This is a genomic window from Gilvibacter sp. CC01 (assembly GCF_055755295.1).
In genome coordinates, this window is record NZ_CM146909.1 from 2,346,645 (window position 1) to 2,370,818 (window position 24,174).

The window sequence follows — 24,174 nt, forward strand, 5'->3', positions numbered from 1 at the left end:
GTGTAACTTTGAGCATGAATGAATCTCCCTGTAAAACAATGGGAGATTTAAACCTACATGCATGCAGCTCAATCTATTTAAAAAATTACTCTTTGCAGGTGTTTTCTTAGCCTGCGGATTCACTTACGGACAACAAGAGAAAATACTCAACGGAAAGATCGTAGACTTCGCCACTTTTATGCCTATTGAAAGCGCTAGTGTCTATGTTCAGGATTCCTATATCGGAACCGTGAGTAATATCGACGGAAAATTCTCTTTGGTAGTGCCGCCCAAACATGTCAACGACACTCTTGTTATTTCTTCTATCGGTTTTAAGAGTTTTAAAACTGCCATTGCAGATTACGACCCTTCACAAGACATTTTCTTAGAAGAAGACATTGCATCTTTGGATGAGGTTCTTGTGGTTGCCGACCCGAGACCCACAACGGGAAATGATATTGTGATAAGAGCCTTGGAGCGTTTGCCACGGAACTTACCAGACAGCTCTTATATTCAAAAAGGATTTTTGCGTCATAAAGAGCGCAATCAGATAGAATACAAATGGCTTATAGAGAGCGCTATCTCGCTATACGATTCCAGCTACGCTAAAGGGGGTTCGGATTATTTGAAAGTGAATGTGGATGAGAATCGCAAGAGCTATGACCTGCGAGATGTTGACAGCTTATTTACCTATTATTCTTATTTGCGCGACGCCAAAGGCATGCGTATCAAGGCCGATAACCTCAGAAGAGATACTATTGCAACTGCATCTTTGGTGGAGGCTATCAAATGGAACGACAACCGCGTTAATGGTTTGGGCAACCTTTTTAAAGGTAAGCTCAATATGGTTCGCAATGCCGGCGATAGGTTTGCGATCTTGGGCGATAAGATGTTAGAACGACATCAATTTACTCTTGATACTGTTTTGGTGGATGATGGCCGTAAGGTCTACAAGATCCGTATTGAGAAAGGTGCAGACTACGTCGGACTCAATACTCCTGGGATCTACAATGAAGGGTTCGAACCTAAAGGTTGGATCTATATCGACTGGAAGACCTACGCGATTAAACGAATCGAATACGAGCTCATCGCGGCATCTGATGCTCAACGCAGACGTTCTAAAAGTTTGTTTGGCACTACGCTGAATCACAAATTAGTGATCACTTACAAGGAGTTCGAAGACAAATGGTATCCGAACTACATCTATTACGAGACTCCTAAACTGGTCAATATTGGAAATCGCAGTTCGGATCAGCAAGAAAAAACTGCTGAACAGATCAAAAGAGAGCGCGAGGAGCAATTCTACTATACGGTTCAAGAGATCGTCTTTACTGAGATAATTCGCGACAATGAGGTCATAACCGATGCGCTGAGCCAAGATTGGACCGATGATATCTTTATTCCAAGACCTTATAACAAGGAGTTTTGGAAAAGCTACAACGTACTGCTAGAAAGTGAGGAGGAAGAAAAACTAATTCGCGATCTGAGTACAAGAGCTTCTTTGTTCAAAGAATAATTTTCTCAAGAAGTTGCAGATATAAAAATTAACTTTCTATCTTTGCATCCGCAAAAGAAAGGAGGTGATGACACTATGTTAATTATACCAGTTAAAGACGGAGAAAATATCGACAGAGCGCTAAAGCGTTTCAAACGTAAGTTTGACAGAACAGGAACTATGCGTGCACTACGTTCACGTCAGCAGTTTACTAAACCTTCTGTAAAGCGCAGAGCGCAGATCCAAAAAGCGCAATACATCCAACATCTTAGAGATCAGGAAGAGATCTAGGTCGTTAGGACAACAGTATAAACAATCCGCTGGAAAGTGTAACTTTACACGACCAGCGGATTTTTTTATGGCCCTAACCGAATTCATTGCGTATCTGAACCTGGAGAAGAATTATTCTCATCACACACTAGCGGCATACTCAAGAGATCTAGAGGCCTTCGGTGTATTTATTGAGTCGGAATACGGGCAAAGTGAGTTGGCGTCGGTGAACTATGCGCAGATCCGTTCTTGGATCGTTTCTCTGGTAGATCAGCAAATAAGCAATCGGTCTATCAATAGAAAAGTAGCCTCTCTAAAAGCCTATTACAAATTCCTTTTAAAGATTGGCGCCATATCGGCTTCTCCTTTGGCGCAGCACAAAGCCCTCAAGACTCCGAAGAAATTACAAGTCCCTTTTTCGCAAACCGAGATAGAACAGACTTTGGTCGAGTTAGAAGCCCAAGGCGGATTCGAACCCGTTCGCGATAGGTTAGTAGTTAGCCTTTTTTACGCTACAGGCATGCGTCGTGCTGAACTGATCAATTTAAAGCTGTCTGATGTAGACTTTGGTCAGGCTTCTATAAAAGTGTTAGGCAAGCGTAATAAAGAACGCATAGTGCCACTTTTGCCTTCGTTGCTAGTAGAACTCCGCAGCTATATAGATCATGAAAGAGCGGAGCTGTTAAACGGCGCAGAGACCCCTTGGTTGTTTGTTACCGCTAAGGGAGCTAAAATGTACGAAAGGCTTGTTTACCGAATTATTAATTCGTATTTTAGTAAGACGTCCTCAAAGGTTAAGAAAAGCCCACATATTTTGCGGCATTCCTTTGCAACGCACTTGCTCAATGAAGGTGCGGACCTCAATGCGGTCAAAGAGCTTTTAGGTCATGCGAGTTTGGCTTCCACTCAGGTGTACACCCACAATAGTGTAGCAGAACTTAAAAAGATTCACAGCAAGGCGCATCCGAGGAACAAATCGTAGAGGGCGATCTTTTGTCTAACTTAAATTACCCGCGTATGAAAGTTAATGTGCAGACTCCAAATTTTGATGCGGACATCAAACTAATTGAATTCATTAAGAAACGTTTGTCGAAGTTAGAAACATTCTACGACCGTATTATTTTTGCCGATGTTTTTCTGAAAGTGCAAAACACTAGTCAAAAAGAGAACAAAATCGTTGAAGTTCTTTTGAGTATTCCTGGCGATGATGTTATTGTAAAAAAGGAGTGTAGGAAGTTCGAAGAGGGTGTGGATGAGTGCGCTCATTCCTTAGAACGCCAACTCAAAAAACGAAAGCAAAAACAACGTGCCCATCTTTAGGCTAATTTTTTGCAAAAAGTTTTTTAAAAAAGAAATTTATTATACATTTGCAGTCCGTTAGAAATAGCGGACTTTTTTTTGATCAAAAAGGAAGTTTAAAAGCGCCGATGTAGCTCAGCTGGCTAGAGCAGCTGATTTGTAATCAGCAGGTCGTGGGTTCGAGTCCCTCCATCGGCTCTTAAGTTCTTTAAAATCGATGTTTTAGAGCTATCGGGGAGATACTCAAGCGGCCAACGAGGACAGACTGTAAATCTGTTGGTTTTTACCTTCGCAGGTTCGAATCCTGCTCTCCCCACTTTATTTTTTAAAGGTCGGCGTCAAAAGCTTGCTTTTGTAAGCCGACGAAAAAAAATAAAGATGGTTCACCACCGAGGATCAGCGAGCGACAGCGAGCTAATCCGAATGGTGAAACATGAAAGTGTTTCTTGAGGAATTTAAAGAGGCGTCAGCTGAGTAATCCGAATGGTGAAACATAAAAGTGTTTCTTGAGGAATTTAACGAGGCGTCAGCTGATTAATCCGAATGGTGAAACATGAAAGTGTTTCAGAAGGATAATGCGAGCGTCAGCCGAGTATTCGAAAGGTAAAAGTAAAGGTGATTTTTGCTCTTCGATAAAACCTCTTTTCGCTTGTTTTATTTCTGGCAAATTTTCATTAATTTTGCAGCACTAAAATTTCGACGTACTGGATAACCAATCTTGCACAGCAAGAAAAAACGCGGGAGTAGCTCAGTTGGTAGAGCGTCAGCCTTCCAAGCTGAATGTCGCCGGTTCGAACCCGGTCTCCCGCTCAAAAGTAAAGCCGAAATCGCATCTTCTCAAGAGGGTGCGATTTTTGCTGTACTTATCGGTTTAGTATTAAATCGAGAAGTACGAAGCGGGTCTTTGACGGCCCAACCCGCAATCGCCGATGTAGCTCAGGGGTAGAGCGTTTCCTTGGTAAGGAAGAGGTCACGGGTTCAATTCCCGTCATTGGCTCTAGGTAGCTATAAGCTGCTTCTTTGAATTAACCACCAAGCGCACGTAAGTATCTTGTGTTTTGAACGGTCTGGATTCAAAAGAGATTTAAAATTTGAACACTAATATAATTAAGATTAAAAATTAATAAACATGGCAAAGGAAACTTTCGATCGTTCCAAACCGCACTTGAATATCGGTACTATTGGACACGTTGACCACGGGAAAACTACCCTTACTGCCGCTATTACAACTGTACTAGCCAACGCAGGATTGTCTGAGTTGCGTTCTTTCGACTCTATCGATAACGCTCCAGAAGAAAAAGAAAGAGGTATTACAATTAACACCTCTCACGTAGAGTATCAGACGGCTAACCGTCACTACGCACACGTTGACTGTCCAGGTCACGCCGACTACGTTAAGAACATGGTAACTGGTGCTGCACAGATGGACGGTGCTATTCTTGTAGTTGCTGCTACAGATGGTCCTATGCCACAAACTCGCGAGCACATCCTTCTAGGACGTCAGGTAGGTATTCCACGTATCGTTGTATTCATGAACAAAGTGGATATGGTAGACGATGAGGAGCTACTTGAGCTAGTAGAGATGGAGATTCGTGACCTATTGAGCTTCTACGAGTATGACGGTGACAATGGTCCTGTTATCGCTGGTTCTGCTCTTGGTGCACTTAACGGTGAGCAAAAGTGGGTTGACACTGTAATGGAGCTTATGGATGCTGTTGATTCTTGGATTGAGCTTCCTCAGCGTGACGTTGATAAGCCATTCTTGATGCCTATCGAGGATGTATTCTCTATTACTGGTCGTGGTACTGTTGCCACTGGTCGTATTGAGACTGGAGTTGCCAACACTGGTGACGCTGTAGACATCATCGGAATGGGAGCTGAGAAATTGACTTCTACTATTACTGGTGTTGAGATGTTCCGTAAGATCCTTGATCGCGGAGAAGCTGGAGATAACGTAGGTATCCTTCTACGTGGTATTGAAAAGACTGAGATCAAAAGAGGTATGGTAATCTGTAAGCCAGGTTCTGTAACTCCTCACGCTAAATTCAAAGCCGAGGTTTATATCCTTAAGAAAGAAGAAGGTGGACGTCACACTCCATTCCACAACAACTACCGTCCACAGTTCTACGTACGTACAACTGACGTAACTGGAAACATTGTACTTCCTGATGGTGTTGAGATGGTAATGCCAGGTGATAACCTTACCATTACTGTAGATTTGATTCAACCTATCGCACTTAACGTTGGATTGCGTTTCGCTATCCGTGAAGGTGGTAGAACAGTTGGAGCTGGTCAGGTTACTGAAATTCTAGAGTAACACAGTAGATAAACATAATAAGTCAAAGGTGTCCCGTTTTCGCGGTACACCTTGACTTTTATCTACGGGTTTAGCTCAGTTGGTAGAGCACTGGTCTCCAAAACCAGGTGTCGGGAGTTCGAGTCTCTCAACCCGTGCAAAACACAAGAACAATGATAGATTATATTAAAGAGTCGTACAACGAGCTTAGAAATCACGTGACTTGGACACCGTTGTCTGAGGCTCAACGACTTACTGTTATTGTTGCGGTATTTTCTGTTGTACTGGCTTTGGCCACATGGGGAGTAGACACAGTTTTCTCCGGAGTGATCGAGCAATACTTTAAACTAATCAAGGGATAAACGCTGCAGAATGACAGAAACAAAGAATACTAAGAAGTGGTATGTTGTTCGTTCGGTTAGCGGACAAGAGAACAAGATCAAGAACTACATCGAGAGCGAAGTAGCCCGCTTGAATCTGCAAGATTATATCGAGCAAGTTCTGGTTCCGACCGAGAAGGTTATTCAGATCCGCAACGGAAAAAAAATAAGTAAAGAACGTGTGTACTTTCCGGGGTATATCATAATCAATGCGAACCTCGCAGGAGAGATACCACACATTATAAAATCTATTAACGGTGTTATCGGTTTCTTAGGTGAGACCAAAGGGGGAGACCCTGTGCCGTTAAGACAGTCCGAAGTGAACAGAATGTTAGGTAAGGTAGACGAATTGGCTATCGAAGATGAAAACCTGAACATTCCTTTTGTAGTAGGAGAGACTGTAAAAGTTATCGATGGTCCTTTCAACGGCTTCAACGGAACCGTAGAGAAGATCAATGAAGAAAAACGCAAGCTAGAAGTGATGGTGAAGATCTTCGGACGTAAGACGCCACTTGAACTCAGCTATATGCAAGTAGAAAAAATTTAGTAAAAGACTGTTACGCGAATAAACTGATTCTTCCAGAGCTTCCAACAGTGAAGAATCGACCTAAAATGTAAACAATGGCAAAAGAAGTAGATAAAGTCGTAAAGTTACAGGTTCGAGGTGGAGCGGCTAACCCGTCACCGCCAGTAGGACCAGCTTTAGGTGCCGCAGGTGTTAACATCATGGAGTTCTGCAAGCAATTCAACGGTAGAACTCAAGATAAGCAGGGTAAAGTATTGCCTGTTGTGATTACGGTTTATAAGGACAAATCTTTCGAGTTTGTAATTAAGACCCCTCCAGCAGCTGTACAGATCCTTGAGGCAGCCAAAGTCAAAAAAGGCTCTGGTGAACCACACGTGCGAAAAGTAGCCACAATTTCCTGGGATCAGGTGAAAACTATTGCAGAAGACAAAATGCCGGATTTGAACGCATTTACAATCGAGTCTGCCATGAAAATGGTAGCTGGTACTGCAAGATCCATGGGAGTTAAAATTAAAGGGACAGCCCCTTTTTAATGATTTAAAGAAAACAGGATCATGGCAAAATTGACCAAAAAGCAAAAGGAAGCTCGCGGAAAGGTAGACGCTAACAAGGACTACAGCTTGACCGAAGCTTCTGCTTTAATAAAAGAGATCACCAACGTGAACTTTGACGCCTCTGTAGATCTTGCAGTTCGTTTGAATGTTGACCCACGTAAAGCTAACCAAATGGTTCGCGGCGTAGTGACACTTCCACACGGTACTGGTAAAGATGTAAAAGTATTGGCCTTGGTAACTCCAGATAAGGAGGCCGAAGCTACTGCTGCAGGAGCTGATTTCGTTGGATTAGACGAGTACCTCGATAAGATTAAAGGAGGATGGACAGACGTTGACGTAATTGTAACCATGCCAAGCGTAATGGGTAAGTTAGGACCACTAGGACGTATTCTAGGACCTCGTGGACTTATGCCAAACCCAAAGACTGGTACGGTAACAATGGACGTTGCTAAAGCGGTGCAAGACGTAAAAGGCGGTAAGATCGACTTTAAAGTAGATAAGACCGGTATCGTTCACGCTGCGATCGGAAAATCGTCATTTGACGCAGAAAAGATCGCTGGAAACGCCCGCGAATTAATAACCACATTAGTAAAGTTAAAGCCTCAAGCGGCCAAAGGTGTATACATCAAGAGCATTTATATGTCCAGTACTATGAGTCCTGGAGTGAGTGTAGACACCAAGAGATTTGCTGAGTAGTAAAACCCAAAGACAATGACAAGAGAAGAAAAATCACAAGTTATTCAGGATTTGACTGCACAGCTAGCTGAGAACTCTGTAGTTTATTTGGCAGATATCTCAGGATTGGACGCAGGTACAACTAGCAACCTAAGACGTGCATGCTTTAAAGCTGGCGTTAAGTTGTCAGTGGTTAAGAACACCTTGCTTGAAAAAGCAATGGAGAGCAGTGACAAAGACTTTGGAGATCTAGCAGGCGTGCTTAAAGGCAACACCTCATTAATGATCTCTGAAACCGGAAACGCTCCCGCTAAGGTGATCAAGGAGTTCCGTAAGAAAACGGATCGTCCTATTCTTAAAGGTGCTTTCATCGAAGAGGCCATCTTTATTGGCGATGACCAATTGGATACTCTAGTTGAAATCAAGTCTAAAGAAGAGCTTGTCGGCGACATCATCGGATTGTTGCAATCGCCTGCTAAGAATGTTATCTCTGCTCTTAAATCGAGTGGTGGTACCATCGCGGGAATTGTTAAGACACTTTCTGAGCGCGAAGGATAAGCACAAAACGAAAAATCAAACACTTAGAATACAATTTTATTAAAACGATAGAAAATGGCAGATTTAAAAGAATTCGCAGAACAATTAGTTAACCTTACTGTAAAAGAGGTAAACGAGTTAGCTGACATCCTTAAAGAAGAGTACGGTATTGAGCCGGCTGCTGCAGCTGTAGCTGTTGCTGCTGGTGGTGGTGCTGCTGGTGGAGACGCCGCTGAGGAAAAGTCAGAATTCGACGTAATCCTTAAAGCCGCTGGAGGTTCTAAACTAGCTGTAGTAAAACTAGTTAAAGAATTGACAGGTGCTGGTCTTAAAGACGCTAAGGAACTAGTTGATAACGCTCCTTCTCCAATTAAAGAAGGTGTAGCTAAAGACGAAGCTGAAGCACTAAAAGCTCAGTTAGAAGAAGCTGGCGCTGAGGTTGAGCTTAAGTAAGCTCCCGGCAGTTAGCCAACCCTAAGGTTTAGGCCTTCCCGAATGCGGGATGGGCCTAAACCATTTTGCGTATATAATGGTGTGTTCCACCTCCAATGCGCTACCGTAGTTTTTTGTTAATTAAAATTCCGTTCGTAGATGTCCGCAACGAAAACTGAAAGATTGAATTTCTCTTCTGTGCAAAACAAGCCGGATTATCCAGATTTTCTGGACATTCAGGTAAAATCTTTCCAAGATTTTTTCCAGTTAGAGACCAAGTCAGAAGAACGAGGAAACGAAGGTTTGTACAACACCTTCATGGAGAACTTTCCAATTACAGATACCCGCAATCAATTTGTACTGGAATTTTTAGATTACTTCGTTGATCCGCCACGCTACTCGATTTTAGAGTGTATTGAGCGCGGATTGACCTACAGCGTTCCGCTAAAGGCCCGCTTAAAATTATATTGTACCGATCCGGAGCACGAAGATTTTGAAACTATCGTGCAAGACGTATACCTGGGAACTATCCCGTATATGACGCCGTCTGGAACTTTTTGTATCAATGGTGCAGAGCGTGTAGTTGTTTCTCAGCTTCACCGTTCGCCAGGGGTGTTCTTCGGACAGTCCTTCCACGCCAATGGTACTAAATTGTACTCGGCTCGTGTGATCCCATTCAAGGGATCATGGATCGAATTCGCGACCGATATCAACAGCGTGATGTACGCTTATATCGATCGTAAGAAAAAATTACCAGTAACTACACTTTTCCGCGCCATCGGTTTTGAGCGCGATAAAGATATCTTAGAGATCTTTGACCTTGCCGAAGAGGTAAAGGCAACCAAGACTGGTCTTAAGAAATACATGGATCGCAAGCTGGCGGCTCGTGTACTGAAGACTTGGCATGAAGATTTCGTAGATGAAGATACTGGAGAGGTTGTATCTATTGAGAGAAACGAGATCGTCCTAGATCGTGATACTATCCTTGAAAAAGAACATATTGACGTAATTCTTGAGTCCGGAAGTAAGACCATCTTACTTCATAAAGAAGATAATCAGCAGGCGGACTACGCGATTATCCACAACACTTTACAAAAGGACCCTACCAACTCTGAAAAAGAAGCGGTAGAGCACATTTACCGTCAATTGCGTAACGCAGAACCGCCCGATGAGGAGACCGCACGTGGTATCATCAACAAGTTGTTCTTCTCTGACCAGAGATACAACTTGGGAGAGGTAGGACGTTACCGAATGAACAAAAAACTCGGTTTGGATATCGATATGGACAAGCAAGTGCTGACCAAAGAAGATATCATTACCATTATCAAGTATTTGATTGAATTGATCAACTCAAAAGCAGAGATCGATGATATCGACCACTTGTCTAACCGTCGTGTGCGTACGGTAGGAGAGCAGCTTTCGTCTCAGTTTGGCGTAGGTTTGGCTCGTATGGCCCGTACTATTCGTGAGCGAATGAACGTACGAGATAACGAGGTATTTACTCCGATCGACTTGATCAACGCGAAGACCCTTTCTTCTGTGATCAACTCTTTCTTTGGAACCAATCAGTTGTCTCAGTTCATGGACCAGACCAACCCACTGGCAGAGATCACGCACAAGCGTAGACTATCTGCACTAGGGCCTGGAGGTCTTTCTCGTGAGCGCGCCGGATTCGAGGTTCGAGACGTACACTACACCCACTACGGGCGTTTGTGTCCTATCGAAACTCCTGAAGGTCCGAACATTGGACTTATCTCTTCACTTTCTGTGTATGCCAAGGTGAACAACCTCGGATTCATTGAGACTCCTTACCGCAAGGTGCAGAACGGTAAAGTTGACTTGAAGTCAGAACCGATCTACCTATCTGCAGAAGAGGAAGAAGAGAAACTAATTGCTCAGGCAAACATTCCGCTTAAAAAAGACGGAACTATCGATAACGATCGTGTAATTGCTCGTATGGAAGGTGACTTCCCAGTAGTAGACCCTAAAGAGGTACACTACACGGATGTAGCGCCAAACCAGATCTCTTCGATCTCGGCTTCGCTTATTCCTTTCTTGGAGCACGATGATGCGAACCGTGCCTTGATGGGATCAAACATGATGCGTCAGGCAGTACCGCTTCTAATTGCAGATTCTCCAATTGTGGGAACTGGATTGGAGCGTCAGGTTGCTTCGGATTCACGAGTATTGATCAATGCAGAAGGCGATGGAGTTGTAGAATATGTTGACTCTCGTGAGATCACTATCAAATACGACCGCACCGATACGGAGCGTTTGGTAAGTTTTGATGGCGACTCTAAGACCTATCAGCTGATCAAATTCCGCAAGACCAACCAGAGTACTTCTATCAACCTGAAGCCTATTGTTCGCAAAGGCGACCGTGTGGCGAAAGGACAAGTACTTTGTCAAGGTTATGCAACAGAAGACGGAGAATTGGCACTTGGACGTAACATGAAAGTGGCCTTTATGCCATGGAAGGGTTACAACTTCGAGGATGCGATTGTGATCTCAGAAAAAGTGGTACGTGAAGATATCTTTACCTCTATCCATATCGATGAGTATTCTCTAGAAGTTCGCGATACCAAATTGGGTAACGAAGAATTGACTAGTGATATCCCGAACGTATCCGAAGAGGCTACCAAAGACTTGGACGAGCACGGTATGATCCGTGTGGGTGCCGAGGTGAAGCCTGGTGATATCCTTATCGGTAAGATCACTCCAAAAGGAGAGAGCGATCCGACTCCGGAAGAAAAACTACTACGCGCCATCTTTGGTGACAAAGCAGGTGATGTAAAAGATGCTTCTTTGAAAGCTTCTCCATCACTAAGTGGAGTAGTAATTGACAAAAAACTATTTGCACGCGCTATTAAAGACAAGCGCAAGCGTGCTAAAGATAAAGAAGACATCAACGAGCTTGAATTGAAGTACGAAACCAAATTCGCTGCTTTGAAAGACGTGCTTGTTGAGAAGCTCTTTGAGATCGTGGGTGGTAAAACTGCTCAAGGTGTAATGAATGACTTGGGCGAAGAGATCTTCCCTAAAGGAAAGAAATACACCCTTAAGATGCTTAACGCTGTAGACGATTATACGCACCTTACTCAAGGTACGTGGACTACAGATAAGGACACCAATAAATTGGTAGCCGAGTTGTTGCACAATTACAAGATCAAAGAGAATGACCTACAGGGTAACCTGAGACGCGAGAAGTTTACCATCTCTGTTGGAGATGAGCTTCCTTCTGGAATCTTGAAACTTGCTAAAGTGTACATCGCTAAGAAACGTAAGCTTAAGGTAGGTGATAAGATGGCAGGACGTCACGGTAACAAAGGTATCGTTGCACGTATTGTACGTGAAGAGGATATGCCATTCCTAGAAGACGGTACGCCTGTAGATATCGTACTTAACCCACTTGGGGTACCATCGCGTATGAACATCGGACAGATCTACGAAACGGTACTAGGATGGGCTGGTCAGAAATTGGGTCGCAAGTTTGCTACACCTATTTTCGACGGAGCCACTCTAGATCAGATCAATGAGTTGACCGACGAAGCTGGTATTCCACGATTCGGACACACCTATCTATATGACGGTGGAACTGGAGAGCGTTTTGATCAGCCGGCAACTGTTGGTGTGATCTACATGCTTAAGTTGGGTCACATGGTAGATGACAAGATGCACGCCCGTTCTATTGGACCTTACTCGCTCATTACGCAGCAGCCACTTGGTGGTAAGGCACAATTTGGTGGTCAGCGTTTTGGAGAGATGGAGGTATGGGCGCTCGAAGCATACGGAGCATCCAGCACCTTGCGCGAAATTCTAACGGTTAAATCCGATGACGTTATCGGACGTGCCAAGACTTATGAAGCAATCGTTAAAGGCGAAAGCATGCCAGAACCTGGTCTGCCGGAGTCGTTCAACGTATTGATGCACGAATTGAAAGGTCTTGGATTGGATATCCGTTTAGAAGAGTAATTGCCCGATTGGGGAAAAGATAAAGTGTAGCTCACTTTAGCAATAAAATAGCATAGCATATTAGCATTATGGCAAGAAATAAAGATAACAACACGGTAAAGAAATTCAACAAGATTTCTATTGGTTTGGCTTCGCCGGAGTCTATTTTGGCAGAATCTCGCGGAGAGGTACTAAAACCAGAAACCATTAACTACCGTACCCACAAACCCGAGCGCGACGGATTGTTCTGCGAGCGTATTTTTGGACCTGTTAAGGACTACGAATGTGCCTGTGGAAAGTACAAGCGTATCCGCTATAAAGGAATCGTTTGTGACCGTTGTGGGGTAGAAGTTACCGAAAAGAAAGTGCGTCGTGATCGTGTAGGTCACATCAACTTGGTTGTACCTGTTGCGCACATTTGGTACTTCAGAAGTCTTCCGAACAAGATCGGATACCTTCTTGGATTGCCGTCCAAGAAGTTGGATATGATTATCTATTATGAGCGTTATGTGGTAATTCAGCCAGGTATCGCCAAAAACGAAGAGGGAGAGCCATTGCAAAAAATGGATTTCCTCACTGAAGAAGAGTATTTGAACGTATTGGATACCCTTCCTCAAGAGAATATGTACTTAGAAGATTCAGACCCCAACAAATTCATCGCTAAGATGGGTGCGGAGTGTTTGATCGAATTGTTGAACCGCATCGATCTAGATGCCTTGTCTTATGACCTGCGTCATAAGGCTAACAACGAGACTTCTAAGCAGCGTAAAACAGAAGCCTTAAAGCGTCTGCAAGTAGTAGAGGCTTTACGCGAGGCTAACAACAATCGAGAAAACCGTCCAGAGTGGATGATCATGAAGGTAGTTCCGGTAATTCCACCAGAATTGCGTCCATTGGTACCGCTAGATGGTGGGCGTTTCGCAACTTCGGACTTGAACGACCTTTACCGTCGTGTGATCATCCGTAACAACCGTTTGAAGCGTTTGGTAGAGATCAAAGCTCCGGAAGTGATCTTGCGTAACGAAAAGCGTATGCTACAGGAATCTGTAGACTCACTATTCGACAATACCCGTAAGTCATCCGCAGTAAAAACAGACTCTAACCGTCCACTGAAGTCACTTTCTGACTCGCTAAAAGGTAAGCAAGGACGTTTCCGTCAGAACTTACTTGGTAAGCGTGTGGATTATTCAGCGCGTTCGGTAATTGTTGTTGGACCTGAATTGAAACTATACGAATGTGGTCTGCCTAAGAACATGGCTGCAGAACTATACAAGCCGTTTGTGATCCGTAAACTGATCGAGCGTGGTATCGTGAAGACGGTAAAATCGGCTAAAAAGATCATCGATAAGAAAGAGCCTGTAGTTTGGGATATCTTGGAGAACGTTCTTAAAGGACATCCAGTGCTCCTGAACCGTGCTCCTACGCTTCACCGTTTGGGTATCCAAGCGTTCCAGCCTAAGCTTATCGAAGGGAAAGCGATTCAGCTACACCCACTAGTGTGTACGGCATTTAACGCCGACTTTGATGGTGACCAAATGGCGGTTCACCTTCCACTTGGGCCAGAAGCGATTCTGGAAGCACAGCTGCTTATGCTTGCCTCTCACAACATTTTGAACCCAGCGAATGGGTCTCCGGTAGCTGTACCTTCCCAGGATATGGTATTGGGTCTGTACTACATGACCAAGCCGCGTAAATCTACCAAAGAGCACCTTGTTAAAGGAGAAGGCTTGACCTTCTACTCTGCAGAAGAGGTAATCATTGCATACAATGAGAAGCGTGTAGACCTTAACGCGATCATCAAGATCCGCACTAAGGACTTCAACGAAGCAGGAGAATTGGTATATCAGATCATCGAATCTACTGTAGGTCGTGTGATCTTTAACGAAGAAGTGCCAGAGGCTGCAGGTTATATCAACGAAGTATTGACCAAGAAATCCTTGCGTGATATCATTGGTGGTATTTTAAAGGTAACCGACGTACCTACAACTGCTGAGTTCTTAGACTCTATTAAAGACCTAGGATATAAGTTCGCTTTTGAAGGTGGTCTGTCCTTTAGCCTTGGGGATATCATTATTCCGCAGGAAAAGCACGGCATGATCGACGACGCGAACGAGCAAGTAGACGGTATCATTGCCAACTACAACATGGGTCTTATCACCAACAACGAGCGTTACAACCAGGTAATTGATATTTGGACTGCGACCAACGCGAACTTGACGGAGCTTTCTATGAAGCGTATCCGTGAAGATCAGCAAGGGTTTAACTCTGTGTATATGATGCTTGACTCTGGAGCGCGTGGTTCTAAGGAGCAGATCCGTCAGTTGACAGGTATGCGTGGTCTGATGGCCAAGCCGAAGAAATCGAACTCTGGTGGTGGTGAAATTATTGAAAACCCGATCCTTTCTAACTTTAAGGAAGGACTATCGATCTTAGAATACTTTATCTCTACGCACGGTGCGCGTAAAGGTCTTGCGGATACGGCTCTTAAGACGGCGGATGCAGGATACTTGACCCGTCGTTTGGTAGATGTATCTCAGGATGTGATTATCAACGAGCACGATTGTGGTACGCTACGAGGAGTAGAGGTAACTCCTTTGAAAAAGAACGAAGAAGTAGTGGAGTCCCTAGGAGAGCGTATCGTTGGACGTACTTCACTAAACGATGTTTACGATCCACTTACCAACGAGTTGTTGGTTAGCGCGGGAGATCACATTGACGAGGCTATCGCCAAAAAAGTTGATGCTTCTCCAGTTGAGAGCGTAGAGGTTCGTTCTGCTTTGACCTGTGAGGCCAAAAAAGGTATCTGTGCCCAGTGTTACGGCCGCAACTTGGCGACCGGAAAAATGGTACAGATCGGTGAAGCTGTTGGTGTTGTGGCTGCTCAGTCTATTGGAGAGCCTGGTACACAGCTTACACTACGTACCTTCCACGTGGGTGGTATTGCCGGAAACATCTCCGAAGAGAACAAACTCATCGTGAAGTTCGACGGAAAGGCCGAGATAGAAGACTTGAAGACCGTAAAAGGAGAAGATGCAGAAGGAAACGAGGTAGATATCGTGATCTCTCGCACTTCTGAGATCAAAGTGGTTGACAAGAAAACTGGAATTGTCCTAAGTACTAACAACATCCCATATGGTTCTTCCATCTTTGTAAAAGACGGACAGACCCTTAAGAAAGGTGATGTAGTATGTCAGTGGGATCCATATAACGGGGTAATCATCTCTGAATTTGCTGGTAAGATCAAGTACGAGAATATCGAACAAGGTGTTACGTATCAAGTAGAGATTGACGAACAAACCGGATTCCAAGAGAAAGTGATCTCTGAATCGAGAAACAAGAAACTGATCCCAACGCTTCATATCTGCGGCGCTAAAGGAGAAGTGATCCGTTCATACAACTTACCAGTAGGGGCTCACCTTATGGTAGACGATGCCGAGAAGATCAAGGTTGGTAAGATCTTGGTTAAGATTCCACGTAAATCTGCGAAAGCGGGTGATATTACAGGGGGTCTTCCACGAGTTACTGAGCTTTTCGAAGCGCGTAACCCATCGAACCCTGCAGTTGTAAGTGAGATCGACGGAGTTGTTTCTTTTGGTAAGATCAAGCGTGGTAACCGCGAGATCATTGTAGAATCTAAATTAGGTGACATTAAGAAATACTTGGTGAAGCTGTCTAATCAGATCCTGGTACAGGAGAACGATTACATCCGCGCCGGTATGCCACTTTCTGATGGTTCTATCACTCCGGAGGATATCTTGAAGATCAAAGGCCCATCCGCAGTACAACAATACTTGGTGAACGAAGTTCAAGAAGTATACCGTCTGCAAGGGGTGAAGATCAACGATAAGCACTTTGAGGTAGTAGTGCGTCAAATGATGCGTAAGGTGAAGATCAACGATCCGGGAGACACTATCTTCTTAGAGAATCAATTGACGCATAAATACGACTTCATCGAAGAGAACGACAAGATCTTTGGTATGAAGGTAGTATCTAGCGCAGGAGACTCAGAAACCTTGAAAGAGGGACAGATCGTTTCTCCACGTCAGTTGCGCGATGAGAACTCTATTTTGAGACGTGCAGATAAAGCCTTGGTAGAAGCTCGTGATGCAGTACCTGCAACAGCGACTCCTATCTTGCAAGGTATTACGCGTGCTTCGCTACAGACCAAGTCCTTCATTTCTGCGGCTTCCTTCCAGGAGACCACAAAGGTATTGAACGAGGCTGCGGTAAGCGGAAAAGTAGACAACCTAGAAGGCTTGAAAGAGAACGTAATAGTAGGTCACAGAATTCCTGCCGGAACCGGTATGCGTCATTACGACCATATCATTGTAGGTTCTAAAGAAGAGCTGGAGCAAATGACCGAAGAGAAGCAAGAGGTTAACTACAATTAATCCTTGACTATAAATAATTTGCAGAATCCCGTTATATAGCGGGATTCTGTGTTTATACACCTAAAATCATGAGCGATAATAAAGAACAAAAAAAAGGGCAGATCAATATTGAATTGGACGAAGCAGTAGCCGAAGGAATCTACAGCAATCTTGCCATTATAAACCACTCTGTTTCTGAGTTTGTGATCGATTATGTTACCATTATGCCGGGCACTCCTAAGAGCAAGGTTAAGGCGAGAATTATCCTAACTCCACAGCACGCCAAAAGATTCCACAAAGCTTTGGGAGATAATATCAAACGATTTGAAGCGGCTAATGGCAGTATTCAAGATGTTGAGCAGCCGCCAATTCCCTTGAATTTTGGCCCGACTGGAGAGGCCTAGCGGGCTTTTTCAAACTCGCTGACAAAATGTAGAGTAACGTTGGGATATTTTTGTTGTGTCATTTGCAGGGTAAAGGAAGAATCTGCAAAGAACACAAGCTGTCCGCGTTTGTCTTTAGCCAAGAATTTTGACTTCACTCTTTTGAATTCTGCAAACTCTGCACTTTTCGGATCCTTGGGGTCTACCCAACAGGCTTTATGAACGTTTAAGGTTTCGTAAGAACACTTGGCTCCGTATTCGTGTTCCAAGCGGTATTGAATCACCTCAAATTGTAGTGCGCCAACGGTACCAATGACTTTACGGCCGTTTAGCTCGAGTATGAACAACTGAGCAACACCTTCATCCATCAGCTGATCGATTCCTTTTTCCAGTTGTTTGGATTTCATCGGATCGGCATTGTTGATGTACTTAAAGTGCTCCGGAGAAAAACTCGGAATGCCCTTATAAAGCATCTCTTCTCCTTCAGTTAGGGTGTCTCCGATCTTGAAATTTCCTGTGTCATGCAGTCCAACTATATCTCCGGGATAGGAAAAATCTACAATCTGTTTCTTCTCAGCAAAAAAGGCGTTCGGACTGGAAAACTTGAATTTTTTACCCTGACGCACATGCAAATAGGGTTTGTTCCGCTCAAAGGTGCCTGAAACTACTTTTACGAACGCTAGGCGATCGCGGTGTTTCGGGTCCATATTGGCGTGAATCTTGAACACAAACCCACTAAAGGCATCTTCGCCAGGATTGACCAAACGCGTATCGCTTTCTTTTGGTCGAGGAGGAGGAGCTATATTCACAAAGCAATCTAGCAATTCTCTTACTCCGAAGTTATTCAAAGCAGAGCCAAAGAATACCGGCTGTAGTTTTCCGGCCAAATATGCTTGTTTGTCAAACTCCGGATATATACCCGTAACTAATTCCAGTTCTTCTCGAAGAACAGTGGCAGCATCTTCGCTGATGAGTTTATCGAGCTTGGTGTCGCTGAGATCGTTAATCTCTACTGTTTCTTCTATGTTTTTTCGAGAGTCTCCGCTGAAGAGATTCACATTGTTCTCCCAAAGATTGTAGATCCCCTTGAAATCATAACCCATTCCTATTGGGAAACTCATCGGAGTAACCTTCAGATCTAGCTTTTGTTCTATTTCGTCAAGGAGTTCAAAAGCGTCTTTTCCTTCTCGATCTAATTTGTTGATAAACACGATCATCGGAATATTACGCATCCTACAAACAGATACTAACTTCTCCGTTTGCTCCTCAACCCCTTTAGCCACGTCAATAACAACTATAACACTGTCTACAGCAGTTAATGTCCTAAAGGTATCCTCGGCAAAATCCTTGTGCCCGGGAGTATCGAGAATGTTGATCTTGGTGCCTTTATATTCAAATGCCAATACTGAAGTCGCCACAGAAATACCACGCTGACGTTCGATCTCCATAAAATCACTAGTCGCTCCTTTTTTGATCTTATTAGATTTAACAGCTCCGGCCTCTTGAATCGCTCCACCAAATAATAATAGCTTTTCGGTAAGTGTTGTTTTACCGGCATCGGGGTGCGAGATAATTCCGAAAGTTCGCCTACGGGCTATTTCTTTTTTTAAACTCATAAAAGGAGGGATCGACTTTTCGAATGCAAATATACAGTTTGTGTTAGGAGGTAATTCTTTACGGGCCCAATTTTTATCAAATTAAATTACTGATATGTGATTAGTCTCCTGCTAAATGTGATAATACTCCAACAGTAGCCTGAATCTTTCGATCTGATCACCTAACTATCTTAAATTGATGGTTTAAGATTGTTAAAGGGCATTGGAATTGGCTAAGATCTTAGTTGCTATGCAGCAATACCCAGAACTAGTAATTCATATAGAATCTCATACGGACAGTAGAGCTACTGACCGATATAACGAAATCCTATCCGAGCGTCGAGCGCAATCGACCATGGCTTGGTTGGTAGAGCGCGGAATTGCTCCGTCGCGACTATCTGCAAAGGGCTATGGAGAGACGCGATTGGTTAACCAGTGTGCCAACGGAGTGGAATGTAGTGAAGAAGAGCATCAGCTCAACAGACGATCCATGTTTATCATACAGGATTAAGACTTCCCAATTAACCTCACCAAAAAGGCGCTTGTATGAGCGCCTTTTTGCATTTATAGGAAAGCATTTTCGTACTTTTGTGTAAAAGCGTGTTTATGAAAGAAGAAATGGTGGTATTGGTCAATGAGCAGGACGAGCAAGTTGGGCTTATGCCAAAAATGGAGGCACACGAGAAAGCAATATTGCATCGTGCATTTTCTGTCTTCATCTTTAACCAAGACGGCGAACTGCTGCTGCAGCAGCGCGCCTTGTCGAAATACCATTCTCCAGGGCTTTGGACCAATACCTGTTGTAGTCATCAGCGCGAAGGGGAATCCAATTTGGAAGCTGGGGCCAGAAGGCTACAAGAAGAAATGGGTTTTCAAACGCCCTTGAAAGAAGTAACCTGGTTTATTTATAAGGCGCCCTTTGACAATGGTCTTACCGAACATGAGTTGGACCATATAATGGTAGGACATTACGAAGGAGAGCCGCAGATCAACCCAGAAGAGGTAGAGGCGTGGAAATGGATGCCTTTAGAAGATGTCAAGGCAGATATCGTGGCCCATCCGGAGCAATACACAGCTTGGTTTAAGATCATCTTTGAGAAGTATTATCAGCATATCAGTCTATAAATGAGTCTAACTGTATACAGAAGAGCCCATTTTAATGCAGCGCATCGTTTGTACAATCCCGCTTGGGATGAAGCCGAGAATGCTGCTGTATTCGGAAAATGCAGCAATCCACATTACCACGGCCACAATTACGAGTTGGTTGTAGGAGTGACGGGAGAGGTGGATCCTGAAACTGGCTTTGTAATAAGTATAGAAGACTTAAAGGCGATCATTAAGACGGAGGTTGAAGATCCTTACGATCATAAGAATCTCAATTTGGAGGTTAAGGATTTTGAGCAATTGAACCCTACGGCAGAGAATATCGCTATTTGTATTTACGATAGACTTCGTCCTCATTTAGCGGATAATCTAGAGTTGGAGGTTACTCTCTATGAAACCCCGCGCAATTTTGTAACCTACAAAGGATAAGTTATGGCCCTAGAAATTGGCGATCGACTACCTGCATTCAAATTAAAGGATCAAGAAGGTAATGAGTTTGACAGTCAAAAAGAATTGGCTGGACAAGCAGCCGTGATCTATTTTTATCCCAAGAATTTCACCCCGGGATGTACTGCTGAGGCTTGTAGTTTTAGAGATCATTTTGAAGACTTCACTGCAGCAGGAGTACGGGTGGTTGGCATCAGTGGAGATTCAGAGCAGTCTCATGCAAAGTTTGCAAAACGATTTAACTTACCCTTCACGTTATTGGTCGATGCCAAAAGGCAGGTTCGTCGAATGTTCGGTGTAAAAAGTGCATTGCTTGGTATCTTGCCGGGCAGAGAAACCTACGTGTTCAATGCAGATGGTATTTTAATAAAGCGTTTTAAGGCCTTGGCGGCCGATCCGCATATCCGCATGGCACTTAGGGAATTAAACAAATTATAAGCAATGGATGCAATGCCCCTTTACGCCCTTAAATTTGACCCTATCCTTAAAGACAAGGTGTGGGGAGGAACCAAACTCAAAACGCATTTTGGTAAACAGACAGCTCTCCCTAATGTAGGAGAAAGCTGGGAACTCTCTGGAGTTCCAGGAAGCATTTCTGTGGTTAACAATGGTCCTTTGGCGGGTAAGGATTTAAACACTTTACTCAAGCAATATCCTGCAGAGATGTTAGGAGAAAGGCTTTATGCCAAGCACGGTCCTGTGTTTCCTTTACTCTTTAAGTTTATAGACGCTGCCTTGGACCTTTCCGTTCAGGTGCATCCTGCGGATGAGTATGCAAAAAAGCACCACGATTCCTTTGGAAAATCGGAGATGTGGTACATCATGCAAGCCGATAAGGACGCAGGCCTAATCGTTGATTTCAAGGCTCCTACAAGTAAAGAGACCTATTCTGAGGCGCTCGATAATAAAGAATTAGGAACGCTCCTTAATTTCCATAAAGTTGAAGCCGGAGATAGCTATTTTATTGCCCCCGGTACCATACATGCTATTTGCGGAGGAGTTATGGTGGCCGAGATACAACAGACCTCGGACATAACCTATCGCGTTTACGATTGGGATAGACCAGGAACTGACGGAAAAATGCGCGAATTACACACCCAAGAGGCCTTGGATGTACTGAATTTTAATGCTCCTAACGACCAAAAGCTCAATTACACGAAAAAAGACAATACCAGCAACCAGGTGTGTAAATCCGATTTTTTTGATACGCGCTATTTGCCTTTAACAACTAATGTTACACAAGATCTGTCCGATACTGATTCTTTTGTGGTATATATGTGTTTGAGTGGAACCGTTAGTTTCACACTAAACGGATATGAGACCACTTTGATTAAAGGGCAAACAGCCATGATACCTGCCGCGGCAAGCGGTGTAGTTATTAAAACTGACGGTGCAGAACTTTTAGAAGTTCGTGTTCCATAATGTCGCTTAAAAGCTTACTTTTACCCCATAAAATAAAGTACTATGGCTAGTGTTAGAGATTTAAAGAAGGATTTGAATTTTGTTTTGGGAGACATCATCGAAGCCGTTTACGGCTGGGAGCTAGAAAACCCAAAGGCAGACAGTAAAAAATCCGAAGCCATTATAGACGAGGCTATCACCACTTTTGATGAGCTTACGGCTAAGATTAATCAGAAAGATGTTGAGAATAAAAAGGCGCATTTCAATGCCATTTCCAAAGAATTGGAAGACCGTGGCAACGCCCTTTTAGACAAACTCGCGAAGCTTTAATTATTGTTCATTGGCAGCGGCCTGCTGCTCTTTGATCAAGGCGTACAGGGCTTTTCCATAAGTTCCTGTTCTAACGCTGTCCTGTAGGGCATTGTATACTGTGTCCAGGTAATTCGTATTGGCTACACGTACCTCATTAAGCACCACATAAGGCGATGCGGCATAGGCGGTGTTGTTCGTGGCGAAGTTTATAGTGGCCAAATACTTTGAGCGAACCAGTTGTAGTTGTTGAGCTTCAATTGCTGCAGTTAGCGAATCGTTTTGCTGCTTTCCAGATTCTATCAAAGCCTTGATAAGCTCTAAGTTCCTATCCGTAAAACGACTCATATTCTGCTTGTATTCCATCCATTTGTCGTGGTTTTGAGAGCCTTTTATTACAGCCGCACCCTGCAGGTTGTTTAAGCGCGTGCTCAGTTCTACGGTGCCCTTTTCCATAAAGATTGGAATGCGGGTATCAATTAGCTCACTTGCATCTACCAAAACATGCACGTATAATACTTCTGGGCTCTCTAAGTTGGTGCCCAAAGTAAGGGGAGACTGTCCGTCTACCAAAACAGAATCAATGCGAATCAAACTGCTGTCTTGCAAGCGTTCCAAGTAGACCTTTCCTTTATTGAGGTCTTTGATGTTGGCCACTAAAATGCTATTATTTTCGGCTTGCTCGGAGCAGCTCAGCAAACCTAAAATCATCAAAACAGAAGCGAAAATTCGTGTGTGCATGGTTGAAATTATTTGCGGCAAATATCTGTATTTTTTGGCGCTTCTCCTAAGAGGCTGCAGCCAATTGCATTAAAAATGTACAAGCCACTGCACCTAAGGTTCCTATGGCATATCCAAAGACTGCTAAGAGTACTCCTACCGTGGTCAGAGAGCTGTGAAATGCAGAGGCTACGATAGGGGCAGAGGCGGCTCCACCCACATTGGCTTGACTCCCTACAGCCAAGAAAAAGTAGGGCGCGCGTATCAATTTAGCCATGCCAATTAGGATACCTGCATGAACTGCCATCCAAACAAAACCAACTACAATCAATCCAGGGTTATTAAAGATGAGTCTTAAGTCCATTTTCATACCTATGGTGGCTACAAGGATGTATATAAAGACGCTTCCCATTTTACTAGCGCCGGCTCCTTCTAAATTACGGGCTTTGGTGTAACTCAAGAGTACTCCGATCAAAGTCGCAATAGTGACCATCCAAAAGAATGAACTGCCTAAAAAGCTAAATACGTTCTTGGTCAGTCCGCTAAGTCCATCTACCCATCCGGAGAGCGCAGCAGCCATTATATCGCCTAACCAGTGCGAAGCTCCAACGGCTCCAAAAGCCAAGGCGCCTAAGACCATGAGTTCGCTTAAAGAGGGATTGTGACTCACTTTTTCGGTAAAAGCGGTCATTTTTTGCTTGAGCGATTCGATGGCAGTATTGTCTGCTTTGAGCCAGCGGTCTATGCGGGCTGACTTTCCAATCCCTATAAGGATGATAGCCATCCAAACGTTAGCTACCAAAATATCGACAAATACCATTTGTCCGTATAGTTTCTGATTGTAGCCATAGATCTCTAGCATAGCACTCTGATTGGCTCCACCACCGATCCAGCTTCCTGCCAGGGTCGATAGCCCTCGCCATACAGCATCGGCGCCTTCACCACCTACGGTTTCTGGAGAAATACTGCCTACAATAAGCACTGCTAAAGGTCCGCCTAAAATGATACCCGCGGTACCTGCCAAGAACATCCATAAGGCTTTTGGCCCCAGGTTGAATACGCCTTTTAGATCTAAGCTCAAGGTCATTAATACCAAAGCTGCTGGCAATAAATAGCGACTGGCCATATGGTAAAGATCAGAACTTGCTTCTGTCGCTGTTCCATCCGCAGCAACGCTAGTCCATTCTGGTGCTATGATGCCCGTAGTAGTTAAGATAGCCGGCACAAAATAGGCCATAAAGAGGGCAGGGATGTATTTGTAGAATTTTGCCCAAGGCCCACTTTTTTTGCTAGAGGTATAAAAAACAAAGCCCAAGCAGAGCATGAGTAGTCCAAAAACGATCTTGTCGTTAGTAATGAGAGGCGTGGTGTCTTTAACTACCTCGGTAATTAATAAGGTCATTTAGCAGTTGTTTGGCTGCAAAATACGATTTCCAAGTGGAAAGCGGAAG

General features: G+C 43.9%; 22 protein-coding genes, 5 tRNA genes and 1 pseudogene. 25 read left to right on the forward strand and 3 right to left on the reverse strand.

Going from position 1 to position 24,174, the window contains the following annotated elements; translation table 11 throughout:
* The first annotated feature begins 61 nt into the window (after nucleotides 1–61).
* From AC0J2F_RS11105 to AC0J2F_RS11195, 19 genes are all read left to right on the forward strand, one after another.
* Nucleotides 62–1,495 carry a carboxypeptidase-like regulatory domain-containing protein gene (locus AC0J2F_RS11105; RefSeq protein ID WP_473007707.1) on the forward strand — a complete coding sequence of 478 codons (1,434 nt, stop codon included), beginning with the start codon at nucleotides 62–64 and terminating at the stop codon, nucleotides 1,493–1,495.
* A gap of 75 nt (nucleotides 1,496–1,570) precedes the next feature.
* Nucleotides 1,571–1,765 carry a 30S ribosomal protein S21 gene (gene rpsU / locus AC0J2F_RS11110; RefSeq protein WP_087523086.1) on the forward strand — a complete coding sequence of 65 codons (195 nt, stop codon included), beginning with the start codon at nucleotides 1,571–1,573 and terminating at the stop codon, nucleotides 1,763–1,765.
* Nucleotides 1,766–1,832: 67 nt separating this feature from the next.
* A complete protein-coding gene (locus AC0J2F_RS11115; protein ID WP_473007708.1) occupies nucleotides 1,833–2,726 on the forward strand; it encodes a tyrosine-type recombinase/integrase in 894 nt (297 codons plus the stop codon).
* A gap of 35 nt (nucleotides 2,727–2,761) precedes the next feature.
* Entirely contained in the window at nucleotides 2,762–3,064 is a 303-nt protein-coding gene (gene hpf, locus AC0J2F_RS11120; RefSeq protein WP_087523084.1) for a ribosome hibernation-promoting factor, HPF/YfiA family, read from the forward strand.
* Nucleotides 3,065–3,167: 103 nt separating this feature from the next.
* Nucleotides 3,168–3,241: transfer RNA gene (locus AC0J2F_RS11125), tRNA-Thr, on the forward strand.
* Nucleotides 3,242–3,276: 35 nt separating this feature from the next.
* Nucleotides 3,277–3,359 (forward strand) — tRNA-Tyr (locus AC0J2F_RS11130).
* Nucleotides 3,360–3,780: 421 nt separating this feature from the next.
* Nucleotides 3,781–3,853, forward strand: a tRNA-Gly gene (locus AC0J2F_RS11135).
* A 115-nt stretch (nucleotides 3,854–3,968) separates the two neighbouring features.
* Nucleotides 3,969–4,040: transfer RNA gene (locus AC0J2F_RS11140), tRNA-Thr, on the forward strand.
* A 132-nt stretch (nucleotides 4,041–4,172) separates the two neighbouring features.
* Nucleotides 4,173–5,360 carry an elongation factor Tu gene (gene tuf, locus AC0J2F_RS11145; RefSeq protein ID WP_473007710.1) on the forward strand — a complete coding sequence of 396 codons (1,188 nt, stop codon included), beginning with the start codon at nucleotides 4,173–4,175 and terminating at the stop codon, nucleotides 5,358–5,360.
* A 64-nt stretch (nucleotides 5,361–5,424) separates the two neighbouring features.
* Nucleotides 5,425–5,497 (forward strand) — tRNA-Trp (locus AC0J2F_RS11150).
* Nucleotides 5,498–5,512: 15 nt separating this feature from the next.
* Complete coding sequence (gene secE, locus AC0J2F_RS11155; RefSeq protein ID WP_473007711.1) at nucleotides 5,513–5,701, forward strand: preprotein translocase subunit SecE; 189 nt, start codon at nucleotides 5,513–5,515, stop codon at nucleotides 5,699–5,701.
* A 10-nt stretch (nucleotides 5,702–5,711) separates the two neighbouring features.
* Nucleotides 5,712–6,266, forward strand: a complete 555-nt coding sequence (nusG, locus tag AC0J2F_RS11160) for a transcription termination/antitermination protein NusG (protein WP_473007712.1) — start codon at nucleotides 5,712–5,714, stop codon at nucleotides 6,264–6,266.
* Between the two features lie 74 nt (nucleotides 6,267–6,340).
* Nucleotides 6,341–6,778, forward strand: a complete 438-nt coding sequence (rplK, locus tag AC0J2F_RS11165) for a 50S ribosomal protein L11 (protein WP_087523080.1) — start codon at nucleotides 6,341–6,343, stop codon at nucleotides 6,776–6,778.
* A 21-nt stretch (nucleotides 6,779–6,799) separates the two neighbouring features.
* Entirely contained in the window at nucleotides 6,800–7,495 is a 696-nt protein-coding gene (gene rplA, locus AC0J2F_RS11170) for a 50S ribosomal protein L1 (RefSeq protein ID WP_087523079.1), read from the forward strand.
* Nucleotides 7,496–7,510: 15 nt separating this feature from the next.
* A complete protein-coding gene (gene rplJ, locus AC0J2F_RS11175) occupies nucleotides 7,511–8,032 on the forward strand; it encodes a 50S ribosomal protein L10 (RefSeq protein WP_473007713.1) in 522 nt (173 codons plus the stop codon).
* Between the two features lie 54 nt (nucleotides 8,033–8,086).
* Entirely contained in the window at nucleotides 8,087–8,464 is a 378-nt protein-coding gene (gene rplL / locus AC0J2F_RS11180; RefSeq protein ID WP_087523077.1) for a 50S ribosomal protein L7/L12, read from the forward strand.
* Nucleotides 8,465–8,602: 138 nt separating this feature from the next.
* The gene (rpoB, locus tag AC0J2F_RS11185; protein ID WP_473007714.1) at nucleotides 8,603–12,415 is read left to right on the forward strand and encodes a DNA-directed RNA polymerase subunit beta; all 3,813 of its coding nucleotides are present in this window, start codon (nucleotides 8,603–8,605) and stop codon (nucleotides 12,413–12,415) included.
* Between the two features lie 68 nt (nucleotides 12,416–12,483).
* A complete protein-coding gene (gene rpoC / locus AC0J2F_RS11190; RefSeq protein WP_473007715.1) occupies nucleotides 12,484–16,785 on the forward strand; it encodes a DNA-directed RNA polymerase subunit beta' in 4,302 nt (1,433 codons plus the stop codon).
* Nucleotides 16,786–16,853: 68 nt separating this feature from the next.
* The gene (locus tag AC0J2F_RS11195) at nucleotides 16,854–17,168 is read left to right on the forward strand and encodes a DUF3467 domain-containing protein (protein ID WP_420379014.1); all 315 of its coding nucleotides are present in this window, start codon (nucleotides 16,854–16,856) and stop codon (nucleotides 17,166–17,168) included.
* Here AC0J2F_RS11195 and AC0J2F_RS11200 read toward each other — a convergent pair.
* Complete coding sequence (locus AC0J2F_RS11200; protein WP_473007716.1) at nucleotides 17,165–18,763, reverse strand: peptide chain release factor 3; 1,599 nt, start codon at nucleotides 18,761–18,763, stop codon at nucleotides 17,165–17,167. The two genes, AC0J2F_RS11195 and AC0J2F_RS11200, sit on opposite strands and share 4 nt — an antisense overlap.
* A gap of 199 nt (nucleotides 18,764–18,962) precedes the next feature.
* On the opposite strand from AC0J2F_RS11200, the pseudogene AC0J2F_RS11205 reads away from it, so the two are divergent.
* The 6 genes and pseudogenes from AC0J2F_RS11205 to AC0J2F_RS11230 all read left to right on the forward strand — a co-directional run.
* Nucleotides 18,963–19,253, forward strand: a pseudogene (locus AC0J2F_RS11205) (OmpA family protein); the annotation flags it as partial.
* A gap of 95 nt (nucleotides 19,254–19,348) precedes the next feature.
* Complete coding sequence (gene idi / locus AC0J2F_RS11210) at nucleotides 19,349–19,867, forward strand: isopentenyl-diphosphate Delta-isomerase (protein ID WP_473007717.1); 519 nt, start codon at nucleotides 19,349–19,351, stop codon at nucleotides 19,865–19,867.
* Entirely contained in the window at nucleotides 19,868–20,275 is a 408-nt protein-coding gene (locus tag AC0J2F_RS11215; RefSeq protein WP_473007718.1) for a 6-pyruvoyl trahydropterin synthase family protein, read from the forward strand.
* 3 nt (nucleotides 20,276–20,278) lie between these two features.
* Complete coding sequence (locus AC0J2F_RS11220; RefSeq protein ID WP_473007719.1) at nucleotides 20,279–20,731, forward strand: peroxiredoxin; 453 nt, start codon at nucleotides 20,279–20,281, stop codon at nucleotides 20,729–20,731.
* A gap of 3 nt (nucleotides 20,732–20,734) precedes the next feature.
* Nucleotides 20,735–21,715 carry a type I phosphomannose isomerase catalytic subunit gene (locus AC0J2F_RS11225; protein WP_473007720.1) on the forward strand — a complete coding sequence of 327 codons (981 nt, stop codon included), beginning with the start codon at nucleotides 20,735–20,737 and terminating at the stop codon, nucleotides 21,713–21,715.
* A 42-nt stretch (nucleotides 21,716–21,757) separates the two neighbouring features.
* Nucleotides 21,758–22,024 (forward strand): hypothetical protein, encoded by a 267-nt coding sequence (locus tag AC0J2F_RS11230; RefSeq protein ID WP_087523066.1) that lies wholly within the window; start codon nucleotides 21,758–21,760, stop codon nucleotides 22,022–22,024.
* On the opposite strand, the gene AC0J2F_RS11235 is transcribed toward AC0J2F_RS11230, so the two are convergent.
* Together AC0J2F_RS11235 and AC0J2F_RS11240 are read right to left on the reverse strand one after the other, a co-directional pair.
* On the reverse strand, nucleotides 22,025–22,744 hold the full coding sequence (locus tag AC0J2F_RS11235; protein ID WP_473007721.1) for a DUF4369 domain-containing protein: 720 nt from the start codon (nucleotides 22,742–22,744) through the stop codon (nucleotides 22,025–22,027).
* 46 nt (nucleotides 22,745–22,790) lie between these two features.
* Nucleotides 22,791–24,125 carry a DUF819 family protein gene (locus AC0J2F_RS11240; protein ID WP_473007722.1) on the reverse strand — a complete coding sequence of 445 codons (1,335 nt, stop codon included), beginning with the start codon at nucleotides 24,123–24,125 and terminating at the stop codon, nucleotides 22,791–22,793.
* Nucleotides 24,126–24,174 lie beyond the last annotated feature (49 nt).

What these genes read in the sequence shown, in the direction of transcription:
- secE (WP_473007711.1), top strand. Translation starts at nt 5,513, where the DNA reads ATGATAGATTATATTAAAGAGTCGTACAACGAGCTTAGAAATCACGTG.
- idi (WP_473007717.1), top strand. Translation starts at nt 19,349, where the DNA reads ATGAAAGAAGAAATGGTGGTATTGGTCAATGAGCAGGACGAGCAAGTT.
- rpoC (WP_473007715.1), top strand. Translation starts at nt 12,484, where the DNA reads ATGGCAAGAAATAAAGATAACAACACGGTAAAGAAATTCAACAAGATT.
- rpoB (WP_473007714.1), top strand. Translation starts at nt 8,603, where the DNA reads ATGTCCGCAACGAAAACTGAAAGATTGAATTTCTCTTCTGTGCAAAAC.
- rpsU (WP_087523086.1), top strand. Translation starts at nt 1,571, where the DNA reads ATGTTAATTATACCAGTTAAAGACGGAGAAAATATCGACAGAGCGCTA.
- AC0J2F_RS11225 (WP_473007720.1), top strand. Translation starts at nt 20,735, where the DNA reads ATGGATGCAATGCCCCTTTACGCCCTTAAATTTGACCCTATCCTTAAA.
- AC0J2F_RS11215 (WP_473007718.1), top strand. Translation starts at nt 19,868, where the DNA reads ATGAGTCTAACTGTATACAGAAGAGCCCATTTTAATGCAGCGCATCGT.
- AC0J2F_RS11230 (WP_087523066.1), top strand. Translation starts at nt 21,758, where the DNA reads ATGGCTAGTGTTAGAGATTTAAAGAAGGATTTGAATTTTGTTTTGGGA.
- rplA (WP_087523079.1), top strand. Translation starts at nt 6,800, where the DNA reads ATGGCAAAATTGACCAAAAAGCAAAAGGAAGCTCGCGGAAAGGTAGAC.
- AC0J2F_RS11115 (WP_473007708.1), top strand. Translation starts at nt 1,833, where the DNA reads ATGGCCCTAACCGAATTCATTGCGTATCTGAACCTGGAGAAGAATTAT.
- rplL (WP_087523077.1), top strand. Translation starts at nt 8,087, where the DNA reads ATGGCAGATTTAAAAGAATTCGCAGAACAATTAGTTAACCTTACTGTA.
- AC0J2F_RS11220 (WP_473007719.1), top strand. Translation starts at nt 20,279, where the DNA reads ATGGCCCTAGAAATTGGCGATCGACTACCTGCATTCAAATTAAAGGAT.
- hpf (WP_087523084.1), top strand. Translation starts at nt 2,762, where the DNA reads ATGAAAGTTAATGTGCAGACTCCAAATTTTGATGCGGACATCAAACTA.
- AC0J2F_RS11235 (WP_473007721.1), bottom strand. Translation starts at nt 22,744, where the DNA reads ATGCACACACGAATTTTCGCTTCTGTTTTGATGATTTTAGGTTTGCTG.
- rplJ (WP_473007713.1), top strand. Translation starts at nt 7,511, where the DNA reads ATGACAAGAGAAGAAAAATCACAAGTTATTCAGGATTTGACTGCACAG.
- nusG (WP_473007712.1), top strand. Translation starts at nt 5,712, where the DNA reads ATGACAGAAACAAAGAATACTAAGAAGTGGTATGTTGTTCGTTCGGTT.
- AC0J2F_RS11200 (WP_473007716.1), bottom strand. Translation starts at nt 18,763, where the DNA reads ATGAGTTTAAAAAAAGAAATAGCCCGTAGGCGAACTTTCGGAATTATC.
- tuf (WP_473007710.1), top strand. Translation starts at nt 4,173, where the DNA reads ATGGCAAAGGAAACTTTCGATCGTTCCAAACCGCACTTGAATATCGGT.
- AC0J2F_RS11195 (WP_420379014.1), top strand. Translation starts at nt 16,854, where the DNA reads ATGAGCGATAATAAAGAACAAAAAAAAGGGCAGATCAATATTGAATTG.
- rplK (WP_087523080.1), top strand. Translation starts at nt 6,341, where the DNA reads ATGGCAAAAGAAGTAGATAAAGTCGTAAAGTTACAGGTTCGAGGTGGA.
- AC0J2F_RS11105 (WP_473007707.1), top strand. Translation starts at nt 62, where the DNA reads ATGCAGCTCAATCTATTTAAAAAATTACTCTTTGCAGGTGTTTTCTTA.
- AC0J2F_RS11240 (WP_473007722.1), bottom strand. Translation starts at nt 24,125, where the DNA reads ATGACCTTATTAATTACCGAGGTAGTTAAAGACACCACGCCTCTCATT.